The organism is Sutterella megalosphaeroides, from assembly GCF_003609995.1.
In the GTDB taxonomy this organism is placed as follows: domain Bacteria; phylum Pseudomonadota; class Gammaproteobacteria; order Burkholderiales; family Burkholderiaceae_F; genus Sutterella; species Sutterella megalosphaeroides.
The window spans coordinates 2,497,353-2,517,385 of record NZ_AP018786.1 but is presented as its reverse complement, the minus strand read 5'-3'; the positions used below and the strand labels follow the sequence as shown (position 1 = coordinate 2,517,385).

Below are 20,033 nucleotides of genomic sequence, written 5' to 3'. Positions count from 1 at the left end.
ACGACCTGAACGTCGGTTTTTTCCGCCGGCGATTCGGACGAAGGTCGTCCGACCGTGCTATTGTGCGTTTGTAAAGCGGTCCGCTTTACGCGGACCGGTCTCCGAACGGCCGTTTCGTTGTGATCGGCCGTTCTTTTTTTGGGGTTTTCGGCTGACCGGCGCGTGGGTTTTCGGAACCAACCGCGCGAGGACGCCGCTCGATATCCGGTTTCATCAACTTTAAGTTCCAAGGAAACGTTAGAAATGGGCAAGAATGTAGTCGTTGTCGGCGCTCAGTGGGGCGACGAAGGCAAGGGCAAGATCGTCGACTGGTTGACGGAAAAAGCCGACGGCGTCGTTCGCTTCAACGGCGGCCACAATGCGGGCCACACGCTCGTCATCAACGGCAAGAAGACGATTTTGCGCCTCATCCCCTCGGGCATCATGCACGCGACGAGCGTCTGCTACCTCGGCAACGGCGTCGTCTTCTCGCCCGAAGCGTTCTTCCGCGAAGTCGACGAACTGATCGCGATCGGCGTTCCCAACGTTGAAAAGCGTCTGCGTGTTTCCGAAAACGCTCCGCTCATCATGCCCTACCACGTGGCGCTCGACCACGCGCGCGAAGCCGCTCTCGGCAACAAGAAGATCGGCACGACGGGTCGCGGCATCGGTCCCGCTTACGAAGACAAGATCGCCCGCCGCACGGTGCGCGTGGCGGACCTCTTCCATCCGGAACGCTTCGCCGAACAGGTGCGTGCCGTGATGAAGCTGCACAACTTCACGCTCGAGAAGTTCCTCGGCGCCGAACCGCTCGATCCGGAAAAGGTGATCGCCGAAGCGCTCTCCTACGCCGAACGTCTCCGCCCGATGGTCTGCGACGTCTCCGAAGAACTCCACGAACAGATGGCCGCCGGGAAGCAGTTCCTCTTCGAAGGCGCCCAGGGCTCGATGCTCGACATCGACCACGGCACGTACCCCTACGTCACCTCCTCGAACACCGTCGCGGGCTCGGCCTGCGCGGGCGCGGGCGTGGGTCCGCACGAACTCAACTTCGTCGTCGGCATCACGAAGGCCTACTGCACGCGCGTCGGCGAAGGTCCCTTCCCGACCGAACTCCACGACGACGTGGGCGAAGCGCTCCGTCAGAAGGGCAACGAATTCGGCGCCGTGACGGGTCGTCCCCGCCGTTGCGGCTGGTTCGACGGTGCCGCGCTGCGCCGCGCCGTTCAGATCAACGGCATCACGGGCCTGGCGATCATGAAGCTCGACGTGCTCGACGGCTTCGAAACGATCAAGCTCGGCGTGGGCTACCGTTACAACGGCAAGACGCTCTCCATCATGCCCTCGGGCGCGGATGCGGTCGCGCAGTGCGAACCGATCTACGAAGAATTCCCGGGCTGGAAGGAAAGCACCTACGGCGTGACGAAGTGGGAAGACCTCCCCGAATCCGCCCGCCGTTACCTCGAACGCCTCTCCGAGGTTGCGGGCGCCCCGATCACCCTCGTTTCGACGGGTCCCGATCGCGAGCAGACGATTTTGCACGCCGATCCGTTTGCGGGTTAAAATAACGCCCCCGTAACGGGCGAAAGGGCGACGGGTAAAGGTCCGCCGCCCTTTGTTTATTTCAGGGGCGCACCCCCTTCTTCCTTTCTTTCGAAAGCGCCGGCCGCTCGTGCGGACGCCGTCTTTTCTCTACCGAAGCCAAGCACCATGTCCGATATTGCTTACACCTGGGACGAATACATCGACCTCAACGAACGGCTTGTCTGCAACGTCGCCGAAAGCGGCTGGGCGTTCGACAGCCTGCTTTGCCTCTCGCGCGGCGGGATGCGTCCGGGCGACTTCTTCAGTCGCGTCTACGACATGCCCCTCGCGATTCTCGCGACGAGCTCCTACCGCGAAGCCAAAGGCACCGTGCAGAGCGACCTCGACATCGCCGACTGCATCACGGGCGTGAGCGAACTCAAGGGGCGCGTCCTCCTCGTCGACGACATGGTCGACTCCGGCAAGACGATCAAGGAAGTGGTCGCCCACCTGAAGAACCGCTACCCCGAAATCACCGAAATCCGCGTGGCCGTGCTCTGGTACAAGGCCCACTCGGTGCTGAAGCCCGACTGGTACGTCGAATACCTCGAAGACAATCCCTGGATCCACCAGCCCTTCGAGTGCTACGACGCGCTCGGCCCCGAAGCGCTCATCGCCCGCGTGAAGGCGAAGGAAGCCGCCAAGGGCTGCTGAGTCCGACGCCCGTAGGGGCCGTGAGGCAAGAGAAAATCCCGACGACATCTGCTTAGCGGTGCGTCGGGATTTTTTTTGCAATCCGCCGAAGGGCCTTTCCTTTCGGCGGGGGAGGGTTTACGCTAGGGGGAGCTTGCGGAATCGCTTAGAATTCGCTCGCCTTGCGAAGCCGCCGCGCTTGGGAAAAGCGCGAATTAAGACAAAAACGAGCGCTTCGCGAATCTTCCTACAACACACACACGATTTCTCTCGACACCATGCCGACCGAAACGACTACCGCAGCGGTTCTGACCGCTTCCGAAGCGACGGGCTCGCAGATCCTTCAGGGTCTCGTCGACCCGACGCCCGACGCACTGACCATCAACGAGATCGCCACCAACTGGTGGGGGTCGCTCACTTACGACAACATCGCCCTGCAGTTCGGCATCGTGATCGTTGCCGTCGTCGCGGGCTTCATCCTGGCGCGTCGTGTCAACAGCCGCGCGCTCGCCTTCTCGATTTCGAGCATCGACGCGCTCGCGCACAAGGAGGATCCGACCTTCCTCGAACGCATGGGCGTGAAGCTCGTGCAGTTCATGAAGGAGCTTCTCGCGGGCATTTCCTTCAGCTTCATTTCGGGCTCGATCGTCGCTATCGGTGCCTTCGCGATGACGAAGGGGCTCGGTTTCAAGGGCGAGAGCCTCATTTTCTGCAACGTCGCCTACAACCTTCTTTACGCCTTCGCGCTTCTCTCCGTCATCCTTCAGTTCGCGAGCCTCCTCTTCGGCACGAAGGTGCTGACCCCGGGCGTGAAGCGCTTCTTGCGCATCGGCTTCTGGATTCTCGTCGTCCTGCAGTTTTTCGGCATCCTCGGGCATGCGATCGAGTTCATGGAGGGAACGCGCATTCCGTTCGGGGGCGGGAACGTCACGCTTTGGACCGTTTTCGTTGCGATTCTGACGATTCTCCTTTCGCTCGGCATTGCCAACTGGATGGCCGATATCGCCGAAAATCTCATCGAGTCCTCGAAGGGTCTTTCGAAGAACGTGCAGGTGGCGCTCGCCCGCGTCGTTCGAATCCTTCTTTTCATCATCGCCGTCTGCATGGGTCTGAGCTCCGTCGGGATCGACCTCACCGTCCTTTCCGTCTTCGGCGGCGCGGTCGGCGTCGGTTTGGGGTTCGGCTTGCAGAAGATCGCCTCGAACTACATCTCGGGCTTCATCATTCTGCTCGACCGCTCGGTGAAGATCGGAGACCTCGTCGAGGTGGCGAACTTCCGCGGTCGCGTGACCGAAATCAACACGCGCTTTACGGTCGTTCGCAACAACGACGGCGTCGAGTGCGTCGTGCCGAACGAAAGCTTTGTGACGAGCGCCGTGCGCAACTACTCCTACACGGACGAGCCCGTCGTGCAGTACATCGACATTTCGATCGCTTACGACGCGGACATCACGCGCGCGCTTGAAATCATGCTCGAGGAAGGCATGCGCGAGCGTCCCCGCATCGTGAAGGGGCGCCGCGGCTGGTCCTACGTCGACAGCTTCGGCGCTTCGGGTATCAACCTGAAGCTCGGCTTCTGGTGTGCGGACCCCGTGAACGGCACGGCGGGCCTGCGCACGCAGATTTCGACGGCGATTTTGAAACGCTTCCAGGAAGAGGGCATTGAGGTCCCCTACAACCAGCTCGAAATCAATCTGCGCAAGGTGGATGCGCCCGTGGCGAAGGTCGACATCGAAAAGTCGACTCCCGCAAAGGTGTAACCCCCAAAACATGTTGCTCCCGAAGGGCTCGAAAGAGCCCTTGCGGGGCGCATCGAAAAATGCAAAAGGCCGTCCGGTTCTTCGGACGGCCTTCTGTTTTTCGGGCACTTAGGACTCTTCAGGCTCTGAGGTTTTTTCCGGCTCTTCGGGCAGCTTTCGGAAGTCGATCTTCAGATACCTCTCTGCGTTCGTGCGACGCTCGACGGGAAGGACGGTAAGCTTCAATTCGAGCCCGATCGCTTTGAGGGCCGCGGCAAGCGCGTCGATTTTCGTTGGGTGACGGAATTTCAGTATGCGATGCGCTTCCTGGGGCGCGATCGAGAGACGGCGCCCGAGTTCGGCGGCCGATACGTTCGTCTCGTTCATGCCCTCGATGAGAAGGAGTTTGGCTCGGTACGTGGGAGCGAGCTTCAGGACCCCTTCGCCCGCGCGCGGCGCGCGGTCTTCGGGCGGGTTTTGTTCCCGCAGGCGGGCCTCGAGCGCGTCGAGAACGACCTCGTGAAGGCGCTCCCGCCCTTCGCGCAGCGTGCGCGTCGAGAGTTTGATTTCGGGAAGTTCCGGAAAGACGAAGCGGTACGTCCCCTCGGGTTCGAGTTCGATCGAGTAGCGGTAGCGGTCGGGAAACAGCATGCGGGTCGCCTCCGGTGCCTGGAAAACGCGTGAAATCCGTGTGGAAACGACCTCATTGTAGAGGAGCGTCGGCGACGTATCGGCCGATGGGAGCCGACCGACCCCGTACACCGCGTTGCAACGTCGTGATTATTCGGAAAACGGCGACAATTTTCGATACAATTCGCTCCTTTCGAATATACGGACGGGTGCGGACGCCGGGGGGCGCCGAAAGACCGTCCCTTTGGAGTGAACGATGACCGATCGAGAGATCCTGAAGGACCGGATCGCCGGTGCGATTGCCGGCATGGTGCTCGGCGACGCCCTTGGGGTTCCGGGCGAACTCTGGCCGCGCGAAAAGGTGCGCGACCGCTACGGTTGGATCGATACGTTTCTGGACGGCGCCGAAGACAATATCGTCGCCTGCTACTTCAAGGCGGGTCACTACACGGACGACTCCGCGCAGGCCTTCGTCGTTCTCGAAGCGCTGCTCGAAGCCGGTACGGTTCCGCCCGTGCGCGTGCTTGCCGACCGCCTGATCGACTGGGTGAAGTCGATGAACGGGTTCGAAATCAATCTGCTCGGGCCCTCGTCGAAGGCTTCGCTCCTCGCGCACAGCCGCGGCGAAGACGCGACGCCCTACACGAAGCAGTCCCTGACGAACGGCGCCGCGATGCGCATCGCTCCCGTGGGCTGCCTCGTTGCCTACGACGAAACCGAAAAGCTCGCCGAAACCGTGCGACGCGTGAGCGTTGTCACGCACGCGACGGACGTGGCGATTTCGGGGGCCGCCATGGTCGCGCAGGCCGTCGCCTCGGCCGTTGCGGGCCGCAGCTGGGACGAGATCGTCGACGACATGAACCGCATCCACCCGGTGGCGGCCGCGAAGGGCGAGCCCACCTGGGCGGCGTCGATCCGTACGCGCTTCGACGCTTTCCGCACGCTTTACGCCGCGCGCGAATGGAAGGACGCGGACGAAGCGAGCCGCTTCATTTACGACTTCCTCGGCACGGGCACGATGACCAGCGAATCCGTGACCGCGGCGCTTGCGGTCGCCTGGGTGTGCCGCGACGCGAAGGAAGCCGCGATCATGTGCGCGAATATGGGCGGGGATACCGACACGATGGGTGCCATGGCCTGTGCGATCTGCGGCGCGAAGGCGGGCCTCTCGGGGCTCCCCGCCGATTGGATCGAGTACCTCGAAAAGACGAACGACCTCGACTTCCGCGCGCTTGCCGAGCGCATCGTCGCCGCCCGCAAAACCTTCACGCTCGACGCCGCGGAGGTTCCGAATGCGTGACCTTCACGACATCGTCTGCACCCTCATGCCCGAGAAGCGCGTTTTCATCATCGGAAGCGCCTTCGTCGACATGGTGATCAACGTTCACGAGATGCCGAAGTCCGGGGCCGACATCGAGGGCGACTACCGTAAGACCGTGGTGGGCGGATGCTCCTTCAACGTGGCGGACGTCCTCTGGAAGCTCGACCTGCCGTTCGAAGCCTTCATGCCGATCGGCACGGGCTTTTTTGCCGACATCGTCCGCAAGACGTTTGCCGAACGCGGCTATCCGCAGCACAACGTGCCGGGGAACGTCGACAACGGCTGGTGCCTCTCCTTGGCGGAACACTCCGGCGAGCGCACCTTCATCTCCATGTTCGGGATCGAACGGCAGATGAAGGCCGAATGGTTCGACGCCTTCGACATCGCCTCCTACGACTACATCTACGTCTCGGGCTACCAGGTCGAGGGCGAGAACGGTCGCGTGATGCTCGACGTGCTCGAGCGTCGCCGTCCCGACGCCGTGGTCGTTTTCGATCCGGGTCCCCGCGTTCTGGAGCTCGATCCCGAGCGGCTCGAAGCTTTCTACGACATGGGCGCCATGTTCACGGTCAACGCCGACGAGGCCTGCAAGATGTCGGGCCAATCCGACGTCTCCGAAGCGGCCCTGTGGCTTGCGGAGCGCACCGGGCGCCCCGCCGTCGTGACGGACGGCGGTCGCGGTGCGATCGTCGCCGATGCGGGCGAAGCGCGCCGCATCGCGGGCTTCCCCGTTCAGGTCGTTGACACGATCGGCTCCGGGGACGCCCACACGGGCGGCGTCATTGCGGGGCTCATGTGCGGCCTCACGCTCGACGAAAGCGTGCTGCTTGCCAACGCCGTGGCAAGCTACGTCACCGGATGCGAAGGCGCCGCCACGGCGCCCACGCGCGGCGAGCTTCTTACGGAAAAGTAAGGGGCGAGCCCGATTTCCACGTCGCGGACGCCCGAAGCGGCACTTCAACGCCCTCTTCGAGCGGCCTCCATCAACTTCTTTTTCAACTCAACGCAACACACCATGTCTGAAACGACAAAAATCGAAGTGAACGGGGTGAACCCGGTTCCGGACAGCGAACGTTACGGGAAGCCCTCCGACCTCTTTCCCGTTTGGTTCTCCTGGAACATTTCGATCTTCGGCATCACGCTCGGCATCTACGTCTTCGGTCTCGGCCTCTCGGTCTGGCAGGCGATCGCCGCGGGCGTGATCGGGTACTTCCTTTCGTGCTCGTTCGTGGGCATCCTCGCCGTCGGCAGCGTCCGTACGGGTCTTCCCACGCTCGTACAGTCGCGCTTCGCGTTCGGCTACCACGGCAACAAGATCCCGACCTTCTTCGGGTACGTGGCGAACATGGGCTGGAAGGTGTCGCTTCTCTCGATGGCGACCACGACGCTTGCGGACCTCGTCACGAAGCTCGCGCCCGCGTTCGCGAAGGCCGACGGCTATCCGACGGACGCCTGCATTCTCGTCTCCTTCCTCGTGATTCTCGTTCTGACGGTGTTCGGTGCCGTGTACGGCCACCAGCTCATCATCAAGCTCGAGAAGGGCATCGCCTGGGTGACGGGTCTCATGACGCTCGCCTACCTCTTCTTCTTCATCCCGCAAATCAACTTCTCGGCGCTCAACACGGTTGAGACCGGCAACTGGGGTACCTTCGTCGGTGCGATCGTGCTCTCGATGACGATGGTGGGTCTCGGCTTCCTCAATTACGGCGGCGACTACTCGCGCTACCTCCCGCGCAAGACGCAGGCGGGCGGCGTCATCCTCTGGACGACCTGCGGCATCGCCGTTCCGGTTTCGGTCCTTCTCATCCTCGGCGTGATGCTCTCGGTCGGGAACCCCGAACTCCTCGAGCGCGCCAACCGCGAACCGCTCGCGGCGCTCACGGGCATTCTCCCCTTCTGGTTCTACGTTCCCTTCTCGATCGTGATCATCGTCTCGCTCGTCTCCGCGGGCATGACGGGGATCTACTCGTCGGGTCTTGCGCTCATGGCGATGGGCGCTCCGTTGAAGCGCTGGCAGTCGACCGTTCTGAACGCCCTCATCATCGCGTTCGGTACGTTCTACCTTCTCTTCGTTTCCGACTCCTTCGTCGCTCCCTTCCAGTCGTTCCTCGCCGCGATCTCCGTCATCATGGGTTCGTGGGGTGCGATTGAAATGGTCGACCTCCTGCGTCAGAAGCGTCTCGGTTGGGACGTCCGTATGGCGCTTCCCTACGGCGAAGGCGGTCGCAACTACCGCTGGACGGCGCTCCTTTCGCTCGCCGTTGCAAGCCTGATCGGTCTCGGCACGATCACCTCGTCCGACCCCTACATCGCCAAGGTCGTGAGCTTCCTCCTCACGGAAGAAATGGAAAAGAGCGTCTTCGCCACGTCGAACATGGGCCTTGCGGTCGCCATGATCGTGGGTGCCGCGCTCTACTACGTGCTCACCTTCGTGCTGAAGTGCGAAGTGGCGCCGGTGCTTCACGAAGAAAAGCGCTGATCGCCCGCACGCCTTGACGCATTCCGACCGCTTTCCCCCGACGGGGAAGCGGTCGTGAAGAGTCGAGAGAGCTGAAAATGAAAAGAACCGGTCGCCTTCGGGCGCCGGTTCTTTTTTTGAGCCCTTTTTCAGTCCTTTCTCAGCCTTTCAACCTTTCGATGCGGCGGCCAGAGCGTCCGCGACGGGAGCGGCGTAAATCGCAAAGAGTCCGCGCAGCCACTCCACCGCGGGATCCCGGTGCACGCGCTCGTGCCAGATGATGCGGGTGTAATAGGCTGGCCGCTCGGCGGAGTGCACGCCGGAGCGCACGCCGGGTTGTGCGGCGTCGTTCGGAACCCGCTCGTGCGCGTCCCGATCGGGAACGCGCACGTGTTCGAGCTGCGCGTTGCAGGGGATCACGGCGAGCGGATGACGGAGCGATTCTTGCAGGCGCAGCGCCGTGCCGAGGGGCAGCACCGCCGTGAAGTCCGTGCGTTCGAGAAGCCCGGGCACCGTGAGGAACCAGGGCATCGTGATCGCGCGGGCCTGCTCGTCGTGCCCGAGGAAGGTCGTTTCGTCGAGGCAGTAAAGCGGCCGCTCCCCCGCGCCGCGGTTGCTGATGACGATCTTGCGGTAGCGGTGAATTTCCTCGCGCGTGAGTTCGCCCGTTTCCCGGTAGCGCTTCGCGAGCGGATGGTCTTCGCGTACGCAGAGGGCGTAACTTTCGGGAAAAAGCTTCATCGAATGGAAGTTCGCGGGAATGGGGCGCGTGGACGGAAAAACCGCAAGGTCGATTTCGCCCCGGGCGAGCGCCTCGAAGAGTTGCTGAGGGAGCTGCATCACCTCGATCGAGGCGTTGGGCGCCGAGTGGAAAAACTCGCGGATCACTTCGGGCATGACCGAGAAGACGGCATTGTCGACGGCGCCGATGCGAAAGGTTCGGGTGAGTTCCGAAGGGACGAAGACGTCGCTTTGCACGAGCTCTTCGGAGAGCCCCAGAATCGCGCGCACGGTCGGGTAGAGGACTTCGGCGCGCGGCGTGGGATGGAGCCCCGGGTTCGAGCGCACGAAGAGTTCGTCGCCAAGCGCTTCGCGAATGCGCTTGAGCTGACGCGAAGCGGTCGAAAGATTGAGGTCGAGCTTTGCCGCCGCGAGCTGCAACGAGCGGTTCTCGTAGAGGTGTACGAAAAGCCTCAGGTCGTTGAAGGAGAGCTCGCGCAGCCGCGCACGGGCATCGGTCGGGACGATTTCCGGGACGGTCTCGGCGCCGCCCGAGCGGGACGCCTTGGAACGGGAGCAGAGAGAGGACATCGCGAACAACTCGCTTTTGAGGAATTTGCAAAATTATCGGCGAAAAAGATCATTGTGCGCAAAAGCCCGGATTTTTAACCTGGAGGACATGTTCGGACGGCCTCCCGTCGACCGCCGAGCGCGTGCGGCGAGAAGCCCGCGAGTGCGGACTTCGGACCCCGCATCGGAGGGAGGCGTTCCGAAAGAGGCGCCCCAAGGCGCCCTTCAACCCCACCAGGAGATCCTCATGAATTTGCGTCTCTCGCTCGTTGCCGCGACGACTACCTTCCTTTTTGCCGGTGCGGCCTTTGCCGTGGGCGGCTCTTCCGGCCCTCACGTGACGTACCCGACCTCGGGCAAAATCGGCGCCGTCATCATGAATCCGTACAAGATCGCCCCGCTCACGGCGGTGATCCGCAACGGCGGCTACGTCCTCACGGACATCACGGTGCGCATCGTGCCGAAAGAGGGCGGCCAGGAAATCAAATACAAGGTGAGCGACGCGCAGGCGCGCACCCACGGCGGCATTCCCGTGTTCGGCCTGTACGGCGGCTACCGCAACACCGTTGAGGTGAGCTACACCCGCACGCTCTCCGGGAAATCCGAACCGGTGAAGGAAACCTATAAGATCTACGCGCAGCCCGTGTCGCTTCAGCAGGCGGGCTACGCCGGCGTCACCGACTCCTTCTTCAAGGCGGAAGTCAAGAAGGTCGATCCCGAATTCAAGGATCGTCTCATCCTCGTCAACAACATGATTGCGGCCCCGGCCGACTCAACCCGCGCGGTTTGGAACAACCCGATGGGCGGCGCCCTCGAATGGAATCGCTACCCGCAAAACGCCATCATCGACACGACGGGCGAAATCCGCTGGTACATGGATCCCGCCACGATCTACGACTTCAACGACATCTACAAGGCCGGGATCATGATGGGGTTCCGTCAGAACAAGGACGGCGCCTTCACCTGGGGTTACGGCCAGCGCTACGTCAAGTACGACCTGATGGGCCGCGAAATCTGGAATCACCGACTTCCCGACGGCTACAACGACTTCTCGCACGCGATGGATCCGATGCAAAACGGCAACTACCTCGTGCGCGTCGCCTCGTCCGACTACAAGCGCCCCGACGGCAAGCACGTGCGCACGGTCCGCGACGTGATCATCGAAGTGGATGAAAACGGCGTGGTCGTCGACGAATGGCGTCTCTTCGACATTCTCGACCCGTACCGCGACGTCGTTCTGAAGGTGCTCGACCAGGGGGCCGTCTGCCTCAACATCGACGCCTCGAAGGCGGGTCAGACGCTCAGTGCGGAAGAGCTCGCCAAGCAGGACGCGAGCGATCACTTCGGCGACATCGTGGGTTCGGGCGCCGGTCGCAACTGGGTGCACGTCAACTCCGTCGACTACGACCCGACCGACGACTCGATCATCATCTCGTCGCGCCACCAGTCCGCGCTCATCAAGATCGGTCGCGACAAAGAGGTGAAGTGGATCATGGGGTCGCCCGAAGGCTGGAAGGCCGAGTTCAAGGACAAGATCCTCACGCCGATCGACAAGGACGGCAACCCCATCAAGTGCGAAGGCTCCAAGTGCGAAGGGGGCTTCGACTGGACCTGGACGCAGCACACCGGCTGGCGCATCGACTCCAAGTCCGACAAGAACATCTTCTACCTCTCGGTCTTCGACAACGGCGACGCCCGCGGGATGGAGCAGCCGGCTCTGCCCGAAATGAAGTACAGCCGTGCGGTCATTTACAAAATCGACCAGAAGAAGATGACGGTCGAACAGATCTGGCAGTACGGCGAAGAACGCGGCCACGACTGGTACAGCCCCGTCACGTCGCTCACCGAATACCAGGACGACAAGGATTCCGTCTTCGTCTATTCGGCCACGGCGGGTGCTTCTTACAACTTCAAGACGGGCGCCTTCGAATCCGCTCCGAACCCGTACATCGACGAATTCAAGTGGGGCGCTACGGAGCCCTCGCTTGAAATTCAGTTGAAGAACACCTCGGGTTACCAGGCGATGCCGATCGACCTCAACAAGGCCTTCAACGCCAAGTAATCGATCGGGCTTAAAAGACGGGGGCCCCGACGACGCGCATTGTCGGGGCCCCCGTTCGTTCTTCGCACCGAAGTTGCCTTGGGGCGAAATGAAAAAGCCCGCCGATCCGAAGATCGATGGGCTTGAATTCTGTGGTGCCCGGAAGAGGACTCGAACCTCCACGGCCTCGCGGCCGCCAGCACCTGAAGCTGGTGCGTCTACCAATTTCGCCATCCGGGCACTGAGGAAATGAATTATGCCGACGATTTTTTGATTTGTCAAGAGTGCTCTGAAAAATATTTCGCGCCGCCCGCGTACGGGTTCTAAGCGGGCGGCAACGAAATTTGGTCCGACACCCCGACATGTTTCGCGGGTATCTCTAGAATTTCCAGCGAAGGTCGCGCCGTATCTGCGACCAAGGAACACCTCATGGCCAAGAAGAAGAAAAGTACTGCCCGTCCCCCCGAACCGGTCACGGTCCGTCCCGAGGACGTCGAACGCGGACGCGAATTCCTTACGCAACTGAAGACGGATATTTCCTTTACGTCGGCCAAGAAGCGCCTGGCCCGCGAACTGGGCATCTCCACGGGCGTTGCCAACGGCATCGTCGTGGCGCTCAATTCCGAGGGATTCATGAGTCCGTCGGAGAACTGGTTCCGCCACCCCGAAACGCCCGTATTGACGGGGGTGGTTAAGGGCGCGCGCACCTACGAACAGATGGTCGTCATGTCGCAGACGAAGCCCGATCTGGAAGTGCCGATCCCGGCGTACCGTCGGGGAATTGTTCTTCCGGGGGACGTCTACGAGCTTCGCGAAGCTTCGGGCAGCTGGCGCGTGGGCGAACTTCGTCGTCGCGGCCCCACGCATTTCGTCTGCCGTCGTCGCGAGGGCGAACGCATGAAGGGCGAACGGGTGCAGCTCGTTTCGGTCAATCCCTTCTGTCCGCTCGTTTTCTCGATCGCACAGAGCGAGGTGCCCGAAGACACGAATCTGCGCACCGACGTGATCGAGGTGGCGCTCAAGGACGAGGCGCTCAACCCCGAAACGTCCAGCTTTCCTCTGCCGGTGAGCTTCGTGCGTCGCGTCGGCCGCAAAGACGATCCGCTCGGCGAAGTGGCGATCGCATCGGCCGAGCACGGCGTGCCGACCGAATTCAGTCCCGAAACGCTCGCGGAAGCCGACGCCCTTCCCGACGAGGTGGACGGCCGGAGCCTTTTGCACCGCGTCGACCTCACCGACATTCCGTTCGTGACGATCGACGGCGAAGACGCCCGCGACTTCGACGACGCGGTCTACTGCACGGAAGTTCCCGAAGGGTGGCGTCTCCTCGTGGCGATTGCGGACGTGAGTCACTACGTGAAGCCGGGGAGCGCCCTTGACCGCGACGCGCAGATGCGCTCGACCTCGGTCTACTTCCCCGCGTCGGTCGTGCCGATGCTCCCCGAAAAGCTCTCGAACGGTCTCTGTTCGCTCAATCCCGACGTGGACCGCCTCGTGATGGTGTGCGACGCGATCGTCGACCGCGAAGGGACGACGACCGCCTACCAGTTCTACCCCGCGGTCATTCATTCGCACGCGCGTCTTACCTACACGAACGTGTGGGGCGCGTTGCAGGGCACCCCCGCAGGGCTTGAAGCGGTGGGCGAACGGTTGGACGACCTGAAGCGCCTCTACGACCTCTACAAGGTGCTGCGCGCCGCGCGCGAGCGCCGCTCGGCGCTCGACTTCGAGACGCAGGAAAGTCAGGCGCTCTTCGACGAGAAGGGTGTCATTTCGGGCTTTGCCGTTCGCGAACACAACGACGCGCACCGCCTGATCGAAGAGTGCATGCTGACGGCGAACGTGGCCGCGGCCGACTTCGTGCTCCGGAAGAAAGCAACGACCCTCTTCCGAGTCCACCCGAAGCCCGAACCCGACCGACTCCGGACGCTCAACACGGTCCTCAAGACCTTCAACGTGAAGCTTGAGGGGACGGGGGCCGAAGCGATGGCGAAACTCATTCGGGAAACGAAGGACAATGCTCCCGTTCAGACGGCGATCCTGCGCGCGATGTCGCGCGCTCAGTATCAGCCCGAGAACATCGGTCACTTCGGTCTGCAGTACCCGGCGTACGCGCACTTCACGTCGCCCATCCGCCGCTACCCCGACCTTTTGCTCCATCGCACGATCAAAGGGATTCTCGCGAAAAAGCCCTACACGCCCGCACTCGCCTTCGACGATACGGCGCTCATGTCGGGCTACCACGCCCGCAAGCTCGGGAGCAACCCCGACGCTCCCAAGGCGCCCGCGAAGACGAAGAAGGAAGAGCGCGGCAACGCCTGGGCGCGCCTCGGCATCATCACCTCGGCCGCGGAACGCCGCGCCGACGACGCGTCGCGCGACGTGATGAATTACCTCAAGTGCGACTTCATGCAGAAGCACCGGCGGCGCAACTACACCGCCACGGTGACGGGCATGATTCCAGCGGGGATCTTCGTGACGCTCGAAGAGATGCCGATCGAAGGGTTCGTGCACATCTCCAACCTCGGCTGGGGCTACTACGAGTACGACGAGTCCGAAATGACGATGACCTCGTACGAGTCGATGAGCCAGGTGAAAATCGGCGACCGGGTGCGCGTGCGTATCGAAACGATCGACATGCGCGAGCGGCGCATCAGCTTCGTTCTCGAGTCGAACCTCACGCGCCACGTCATCAAGGGGCAGGGGCGCGGCCGTCGCCGTCGCTGGGATCGGTACGACTTCGACGACTTCGACGACGATATCGAGGATTTCGACGAGGATGACGACGACGATTGGCGGTAAGCCTTCGAAGGGCGTTCGAGGGGGGGGCGGCCCGCCGAAAGTCGGGTCCCCGAGCTCCCCGCGGGAGCCAAACCGTCTAAAATCAGGAGCCGGCTTGAGAAAAGCCGGCTTTTCATTTGGTCCACCCCGAATTTTCATAGGTTTATCCGCAGTGAGCAGTATCGTTCTCGCCGGGTTCCACGCCGTGGGCGCGCGCCTTCGAATGGATCCCGAATCGATTTCCGCCGTTTATGTCGACCCCGCCCGTCGTGACAAGCGCATGCGCGAAATGCGCGAAAAACTCATCGCCGCGGGCATCCGCGTGATGAACGCCGACGACGGCCGCCTGACGGGGATGGCCCCCGACGTGCCGCACCAGGGGATCGTGGCGCTTGCCGAAGAAAAGAAAGCGGAACTCGATTTCGCGGATCTTTTGGACGAGATCACGCCCGAGACGCTGCTCCTCATCCTTGACGGCGTCACCGACCCGCGCAACTTCGGCGCGTGCTTGCGCGTGGCGGACGCCGCGGGCGTTCAGGCGGTCGTGGTGCCGCGCGACCGCTCGGCCCACATGACGCCCGCCGCTGCGAAGGCCGCCGCGGGGGCCGCCGAAACGGTGCCCGTCGTGACGGTGACGAACCTCGCGTCGGCGATCGTCGAACTGCGCGACGCGGGCGTGACCGTCGTGGGTACGGCGGGCGAAGCCGAAAAGACGATCGACGACTTCGTGCAGACGGGGGCCTTTGCGTGGGTGCTCGGCGCCGAAGGCGAGGGGCTTCGTCAGCTCACCCGCAAGCGCTGCGACGACCTCGCGCGCATCCCGATGACGGGTGCCGTCGAAAGTCTCAACGTGTCGGTCGCTTCCGGGATCTGCCTTTTCGAATCCGCCCGTCAGCGCCGCGCGGCCGGCATCGGCCGCTGGGGGAAGAAAGGCCCGAGCGCTCCCGAATTCTGACGGACGCCGATCGGAGCCGACGAACGGGCGCCCTGCGAAAAAACCGACGGTTTTTCGTGCGGCGCCTGAAAATTTCGGCTACAATCGCGTCCTTTCTGTCCTTGCTGCACCGGAATAGACGCTCCGGGCGGCTTTTTCCGCAAGGAGGCTAAATGCGTCACTACGAAATCTGCATCATCGTGCACCCCGACCAGAGCGAACAGGTCCCCGCGATGATTGAACGCTACAAGACCCTCGTCGCCGAACAGGGCGGTACGATCCACCGCATCGAAGACTGGGGCCGTCGTCAGCTCGCCTACCCGATCGAAAAGCTCGTGAAGGCTCACTACGTTCTCCTCAACATCGAATGCGGCCACGAAACGCTCGCTGAGATCGAGAACGGTTTCCGTTTCAACGACGCCGTCCTGCGCCACCTCACGGTCAAGACGAAGAAGGCCGAAACGGCTCCCTCTCCGATGATGAAGGTCGTCGAGAAGGAAGAGGCCCGCAAGGTTGCCGCCGAAGCCGCCACCGCCGCGGCCCAGGAAGCCCAGGCCTAATTGAGACGGTCTTCAGAGGATTCCGACCGAGTGAACCGACTCGAAATACGCGCAACGCTTGTTGCACGCGAGGAAGTCCGCTACACCCCCGCCGGGATTGAAGCCTTCGAAGGCGAATTTCATTTTCGCGGCGAGGTGTTCGAAGCGGATCGACCGAGAAAGCTCGAATACGACTTTCCGGCCGTTTCATTCGGGAAATGTGCGAGCGAACTCAACCGTTTGCCGCTCGGATCCGAAATTACGGTGAAGGGCTTTCTCGCCCCCCGTTCGCTGAAGACCCGTCGACTGATCGTACACATAACGGAATACATTTAAGGAGCTCAACATGGCTTTTGGTGCTAAGGGCAAGGGCAAGCCTCGCCGTTCGAACCAGCAAAATTCGCTTTTCAAGCGTAAGAAGTTCTGCCGCTTCACGGCCGAACACGTCGAACAGATCGACTACAAGGATGTCGAAACGCTTCGCGACTTCATCCAGGAAAACGGCAAGATCATGCCGGCTCGCCTCACGGGTACGAAGGCGCACTACCAGCGTCAGCTCGAAACCGCGATCAAGCGCGCCCGCTTCCTCGCCCTCCTTCCCTACACGGACAACCAGTAATCCGCGCTGAGGAGTCAACAAAATGCAAGTCATTCTGCTCGAAAAGATCACGCACCTCGGCGACCTTGGCGACATCGTCAAGGTGAAGGACGGCTACGGCCGTAACTTCCTCATCCCCCAGGGCCACGCCAAGCGCGCCACGAAGGCTGCCATCGCCGAATTCGAAACGCGCCGCGCCGAACTTGAAAAGGCTCAGGCCGAACGCATCGCCGCCGCTCAGGAAGTGGCCGGCAAGCTCAACGGCGCCGAAATCACGATCGCCTCGAAGTGCGGCGTTGACGGCCGCCTCTTCGGCTCGGTCACGAACGCCGACATCGCCGAAGCGGTCGACGCCCTCGGCTTCCAGATCAAGAAGTCGCAGGTTCGCACGCCGCTCGGCGCCATCAAGGCGACCGGCGAATACGTGATCACGATCGGTCTCATGACCGACATCACGGCCGACGTGACGGTCAAGGTCGTTCCGGAAGCCTAATCGCTTCGGAATTTCCGACACCGATGAAAAACGGCTCTCCTTGCGAGGGCCGTTTTTCTTTTGGGGCCGGCCGCACGTGTCGGTCTCCTGCGAGGGCGTTCGCGCTCGCGTTCCGACTAGAATCGAACGACGGGCCCCGAGCCCGTTCGAGCGCGCGCAGTACAATTCAACCCTCGTTCCCTAGGATGCTCGTGCTCGGGCACCCCACATATAGGTTCTCACCATGTCCGACTTTAACGACGAAGCCGCGGCTGTACGGCGTCCTCCGCAGAGCATTCAGAGCGAACAATCGATCCTCGGCGGCCTGATGATCGAAAATTCGGCCCTTGACAGCATCGTCGACGTCATTTCGCCCGACGACTTCTGCCGCCGCGACCACAAGCTCATCTACGAGCACATCATGAAGATCGTGCAGCTCGGCCAGCCCGCCGACTGCGTGACGGTGTTCGAGGCGTTGAAGTCCTCGGGGCTCGACGCGGAAGTGGGGGGCTTTGCGTACCTCGCCGAACTCGCGAACAATGCGACCTCGGCCGCGAACATCCGCCGCTACGCCGAGATCGTGCACGACAAGGCGGTCCTCCGACAGCTGATCGTCGTGGGCGACAAGATGGTGACGAACGCGCTCGCGCCCGAGGGCCGCGAAACGCGTGACATTCTCGACGAGGCGGAAAAGGATGTGCTCGCCATCAACGAGCGCAATTCCCGCACGCAAAAGGGCTTTCGCTCGATGTCGAACCTCGTGCGCGACGTGTCGGAACGCATCATCGAGCTCTACAACAACCGGTCTTCGTCCGACGTGACGGGGGTCTCGACCGGGTACCGCAACCTTGACAACGTGACGGCGGGCCTGCAGCGGGGCGACCTCATCATTCTCGCGGGTCGACCCTCGATGGGGAAAACCTCGCTCGCGCTCAACATCGCCGAGAACGTCGGGATCAACCAGGAGCTGCCCGTGGCCGTCTTCTCCATGGAAATGGGGAGCGAACAGCTCGCGCAGCGTCTCATCTCGTCGGTCGGGCGCATCGACGCACAGAACCTGAGGAAAGGCCACCTGAGCGACGAGGAATGGGACAAATTCACGGCGGCCGTCCATCGGTTGGAAAATAAGCCCGTCTATATCGACGACACGCCGGGGCTCACGATTTCGGAACTCTCGAGCCGCGCCCGACGCCTCGTCAACCAGGCGGGGCCGCTCGGCCTCATCGTGGTCGACTACATTCAGCTCATGCAGGGGCAGGGCCGGCGCGATTCGGACAACCGCGCGCAGGAACTCTCCGAAATTTCGCGCGGTCTCAAGGGGCTCGCGAAGGAGCTTTCCGTGCCGGTCATCGTCCTCTCGCAGTTGAACCGAAGCGTCGACAGCCGCTCGGACCGCCGTCCGATGATGTCGGACCTTCGCGAATCGGGCGCCATCGAGCAGGACGCCGACATCATCATGTTCATTTACCGCGACGTGGTCTACAACAAGGACACCCCCGACAAGAACACGGCCGAAATCATCATCGCTAAGCAACGTAACGGCCCCATCGGTACGTTGCGCATGACTTTCATGGGCGGCAACACCCGGTTCGAGCCCACCGCCGACGAGGGTTACTGGGGCGGCATCGAAAGCTGACCGCCGCTTTCCGACGACAGCAAACGAGAGGAGAATTTCCATGGAATGGCTGACGACGTTCGACTGGTTTGCGCTCGCCTGCTGGCTGGGCGCTTTCGTACTCATCGCCGCGGGTTTTGCCGGAACGGTCGTTCCTGCCATTCCGGGGCTCCCGATGATCGCCGGAGGCGCCTGGCTCGTCGGTTGGGCGGACGACTTCGAGAAGGTGGGTTGGAAGACGATCGCCTTTCTCGCGGTGCTCGCCGTGATCGGCGTCGCGGTCGACTCGCTCGCGCAGACGGCGGGCGCTCAGCGCGCGGGCGCAAGCCGCGCGGGGATCGTGGGATCGATCATCGGTACGGTGATCGGGATGTTCCTCGGGCTTTTCGGGCTCCTTTTCGGGCCGCTTGTCGGTGCGGCGATCGGTGAATTTTGGGCGAAACGCGATCTTCTCCATGCGGGACGCGTTGGTATGGCCACCTGGATCGGTATGATTGCGGGAACCGTCCTCAAGATCGCGCTCGCTTTCACGATGACGGGGGTTCTGCTGCTCGTCTATTTCACCGCCTGAGGGCGCGCGGCCGGTCCGGTGTTTGGCTTCGGAGAGGCTCCGAAAGAGAGCCTCCCGACGATTTTCCTTTTTTCTTTCTCGCTTCTCCCTCACCATGCTCGAATCGATCGGTGTCGTCGACGTCGGTACGTACGCGCTCGGCTCGCTTCTCATCGTTCTTTGTCCCGGCCCCAACAGCATCTTCGTGCTTAAAACGGGCATCACGTCGGGCCCGCGCGTCGCGCTTGCGGGCGCGTGCGGTGTCTTTCTCGGCGATACCGTCCTGATGCTTGCCACCTACCTCGGCGTTGCGGCCGTCATTGCCGCAAACCCCGGGATCTTTTTCGCCGTGAAGCTCGCGGGCGCGGCTTACCTCGCGTACCTCGCCTCGCGCGTTCTCTGGGGCACCTGGCGCCCGGTCTTCGCGCACGAAGCGGGGGTGGCCGTGGAAACGCCGGGAAAGGAAGCGCCGTGGCGCGACGTGCTGACGGGCGTTGCAGCCTTTAGGACGGCGCTCACGTTGTCACTCACGAACCCGAAGGCGATTCTCTTTTTCCTCTCCTTTTTCATGCCGTTCATCGACGCGTCGAAGGGGCATCCGGCGCTCGCCTTTCTCGTTCTCGCGCTGATCCTCCAGTTCTGGAGCGTCTGCTACATGACGAGCCTCGCGCAGATCGGGCAGCCGCTTCTGAAATTCTTCGGCCGCCGCCCGGTCTTCGGGCGGATCGGCAACACGATCGTCGGTCTCGTCTTTTACTTTTTCGCCGTCAAACTCGTGCTCGGTTGAGTGCGCGTTTTTTTGCGTCACCGTGTGACGCAGGGTGTCGCTATGATGGATCGATCCCCCGGCGGGTCGAGCGTCACAGACT

General features: G+C 62.4%; 18 protein-coding genes and 1 tRNA gene. 16 read left to right on the top strand and 3 right to left on the bottom strand.

From position 1 onward, the window contains the following. Positions 1-243 precede the first annotated feature (243 nt). The 3 genes from S6FBBBH3_RS10030 (at position 244) to S6FBBBH3_RS10020 (ending at position 3,956) form a co-directional block, all read left to right on the top strand. A complete protein-coding gene (locus tag S6FBBBH3_RS10030) occupies positions 244-1,542 on the top strand; it encodes an adenylosuccinate synthase (RefSeq protein ID WP_120177599.1) in 1,299 nt (432 codons plus the stop codon). 147 nt (positions 1,543-1,689) lie between these two features. Continuing rightward, complete coding sequence (locus tag S6FBBBH3_RS10025; protein ID WP_120177598.1) at positions 1,690-2,217, top strand: phosphoribosyltransferase; 528 nt, start codon at positions 1,690-1,692, stop codon at positions 2,215-2,217. A 257-nt stretch (positions 2,218-2,474) separates the two neighbouring features. Continuing rightward, entirely contained in the window at positions 2,475-3,956 is a 1,482-nt protein-coding gene (locus S6FBBBH3_RS10020) for a mechanosensitive ion channel family protein (RefSeq protein ID WP_120177597.1), read from the top strand. Positions 3,957-4,064: 108 nt separating this feature from the next. On the opposite strand, the gene S6FBBBH3_RS10015 is transcribed toward S6FBBBH3_RS10020, so the two are convergent. Next, positions 4,065-4,586 (bottom strand): hypothetical protein, encoded by a 522-nt coding sequence (locus tag S6FBBBH3_RS10015; RefSeq protein WP_120177596.1) that lies wholly within the window; start codon positions 4,584-4,586, stop codon positions 4,065-4,067. Between the two features lie 235 nt (positions 4,587-4,821). Between S6FBBBH3_RS10015 and S6FBBBH3_RS10010 the strand changes: the two genes are divergently transcribed. The 3 genes from S6FBBBH3_RS10010 (at position 4,822) to S6FBBBH3_RS10000 (ending at position 8,365) form a co-directional block, all read left to right on the top strand. Next, positions 4,822-5,865, top strand: a complete 1,044-nt coding sequence (locus tag S6FBBBH3_RS10010; RefSeq protein WP_120177595.1) for an ADP-ribosylglycohydrolase family protein — start codon at positions 4,822-4,824, stop codon at positions 5,863-5,865. Next, on the top strand, positions 5,858-6,799 hold the full coding sequence (locus S6FBBBH3_RS10005) for a PfkB family carbohydrate kinase (RefSeq protein ID WP_120177594.1): 942 nt from the start codon (positions 5,858-5,860) through the stop codon (positions 6,797-6,799). The genes S6FBBBH3_RS10010 and S6FBBBH3_RS10005 overlap by 8 nt, the downstream gene beginning before the upstream one ends. Before the next feature lie 102 nt (positions 6,800-6,901). Next, the gene (locus tag S6FBBBH3_RS10000) at positions 6,902-8,365 is read left to right on the top strand and encodes a purine-cytosine permease family protein (RefSeq protein ID WP_120177593.1); all 1,464 of its coding nucleotides are present in this window, start codon (positions 6,902-6,904) and stop codon (positions 8,363-8,365) included. A gap of 147 nt (positions 8,366-8,512) precedes the next feature. Here S6FBBBH3_RS10000 and S6FBBBH3_RS09995 read toward each other — a convergent pair whose 3' ends face one another. Further along, positions 8,513-9,655, bottom strand: a complete 1,143-nt coding sequence (locus S6FBBBH3_RS09995; RefSeq protein ID WP_120177592.1) for a LysR family transcriptional regulator — start codon at positions 9,653-9,655, stop codon at positions 8,513-8,515. A gap of 226 nt (positions 9,656-9,881) precedes the next feature. Here S6FBBBH3_RS09995 and S6FBBBH3_RS09990 point away from each other — a divergent pair, with 226 nt between their 5' ends. Next, positions 9,882-11,696, top strand: coding sequence for an aryl-sulfate sulfotransferase (locus S6FBBBH3_RS09990; protein ID WP_120177591.1), 1,815 nt, complete (start codon positions 9,882-9,884; stop codon positions 11,694-11,696). A 132-nt stretch (positions 11,697-11,828) separates the two neighbouring features. Here the strand turns inward: S6FBBBH3_RS09990 and S6FBBBH3_RS09985 are convergent. Next, positions 11,829-11,915, bottom strand: a tRNA-Leu gene (locus tag S6FBBBH3_RS09985). A 189-nt stretch (positions 11,916-12,104) separates the two neighbouring features. On the opposite strand from S6FBBBH3_RS09985, the gene S6FBBBH3_RS09980 reads away from it, so the two are divergent. From S6FBBBH3_RS09980 to leuE, 9 genes are all read left to right on the top strand, one after another. Beyond that, positions 12,105-14,477, top strand: a complete 2,373-nt coding sequence (locus tag S6FBBBH3_RS09980; RefSeq protein ID WP_120177590.1) for a ribonuclease R family protein — start codon at positions 12,105-12,107, stop codon at positions 14,475-14,477. Between the two features lie 151 nt (positions 14,478-14,628). Then, positions 14,629-15,411, top strand: a complete 783-nt coding sequence (rlmB, locus tag S6FBBBH3_RS09975; RefSeq protein ID WP_120177589.1) for a 23S rRNA (guanosine(2251)-2'-O)-methyltransferase RlmB — start codon at positions 14,629-14,631, stop codon at positions 15,409-15,411. A 152-nt stretch (positions 15,412-15,563) separates the two neighbouring features. Continuing rightward, complete coding sequence (gene rpsF / locus S6FBBBH3_RS09970; RefSeq protein ID WP_120177588.1) at positions 15,564-15,950, top strand: 30S ribosomal protein S6; 387 nt, start codon at positions 15,564-15,566, stop codon at positions 15,948-15,950. Between the two features lie 30 nt (positions 15,951-15,980). Continuing rightward, on the top strand, positions 15,981-16,265 hold the full coding sequence (gene priB / locus S6FBBBH3_RS11470) for a primosomal replication protein N (protein WP_120177587.1): 285 nt from the start codon (positions 15,981-15,983) through the stop codon (positions 16,263-16,265). A gap of 10 nt (positions 16,266-16,275) precedes the next feature. Beyond that, a complete protein-coding gene (gene rpsR, locus S6FBBBH3_RS09960; RefSeq protein ID WP_120177586.1) occupies positions 16,276-16,548 on the top strand; it encodes a 30S ribosomal protein S18 in 273 nt (90 codons plus the stop codon). 22 nt (positions 16,549-16,570) lie between these two features. Continuing rightward, the gene (gene rplI, locus S6FBBBH3_RS09955) at positions 16,571-17,020 is read left to right on the top strand and encodes a 50S ribosomal protein L9 (RefSeq protein WP_120177585.1); all 450 of its coding nucleotides are present in this window, start codon (positions 16,571-16,573) and stop codon (positions 17,018-17,020) included. A 223-nt stretch (positions 17,021-17,243) separates the two neighbouring features. Next, positions 17,244-18,635, top strand: a complete 1,392-nt coding sequence (gene dnaB, locus S6FBBBH3_RS09950) for a replicative DNA helicase (protein ID WP_120177584.1) — start codon at positions 17,244-17,246, stop codon at positions 18,633-18,635. Between the two features lie 40 nt (positions 18,636-18,675). Next, positions 18,676-19,185 (top strand): DUF456 domain-containing protein, encoded by a 510-nt coding sequence (locus tag S6FBBBH3_RS09945; RefSeq protein WP_120177583.1) that lies wholly within the window; start codon positions 18,676-18,678, stop codon positions 19,183-19,185. A 94-nt stretch (positions 19,186-19,279) separates the two neighbouring features. After that, positions 19,280-19,951: a leucine efflux protein LeuE gene (gene leuE / locus S6FBBBH3_RS09940; RefSeq protein ID WP_120177582.1), complete on the top strand. Its 672-nt coding sequence runs from the start codon at positions 19,280-19,282 to the stop codon at positions 19,949-19,951. Positions 19,952-20,033: the final 82 nt, after the last annotated feature.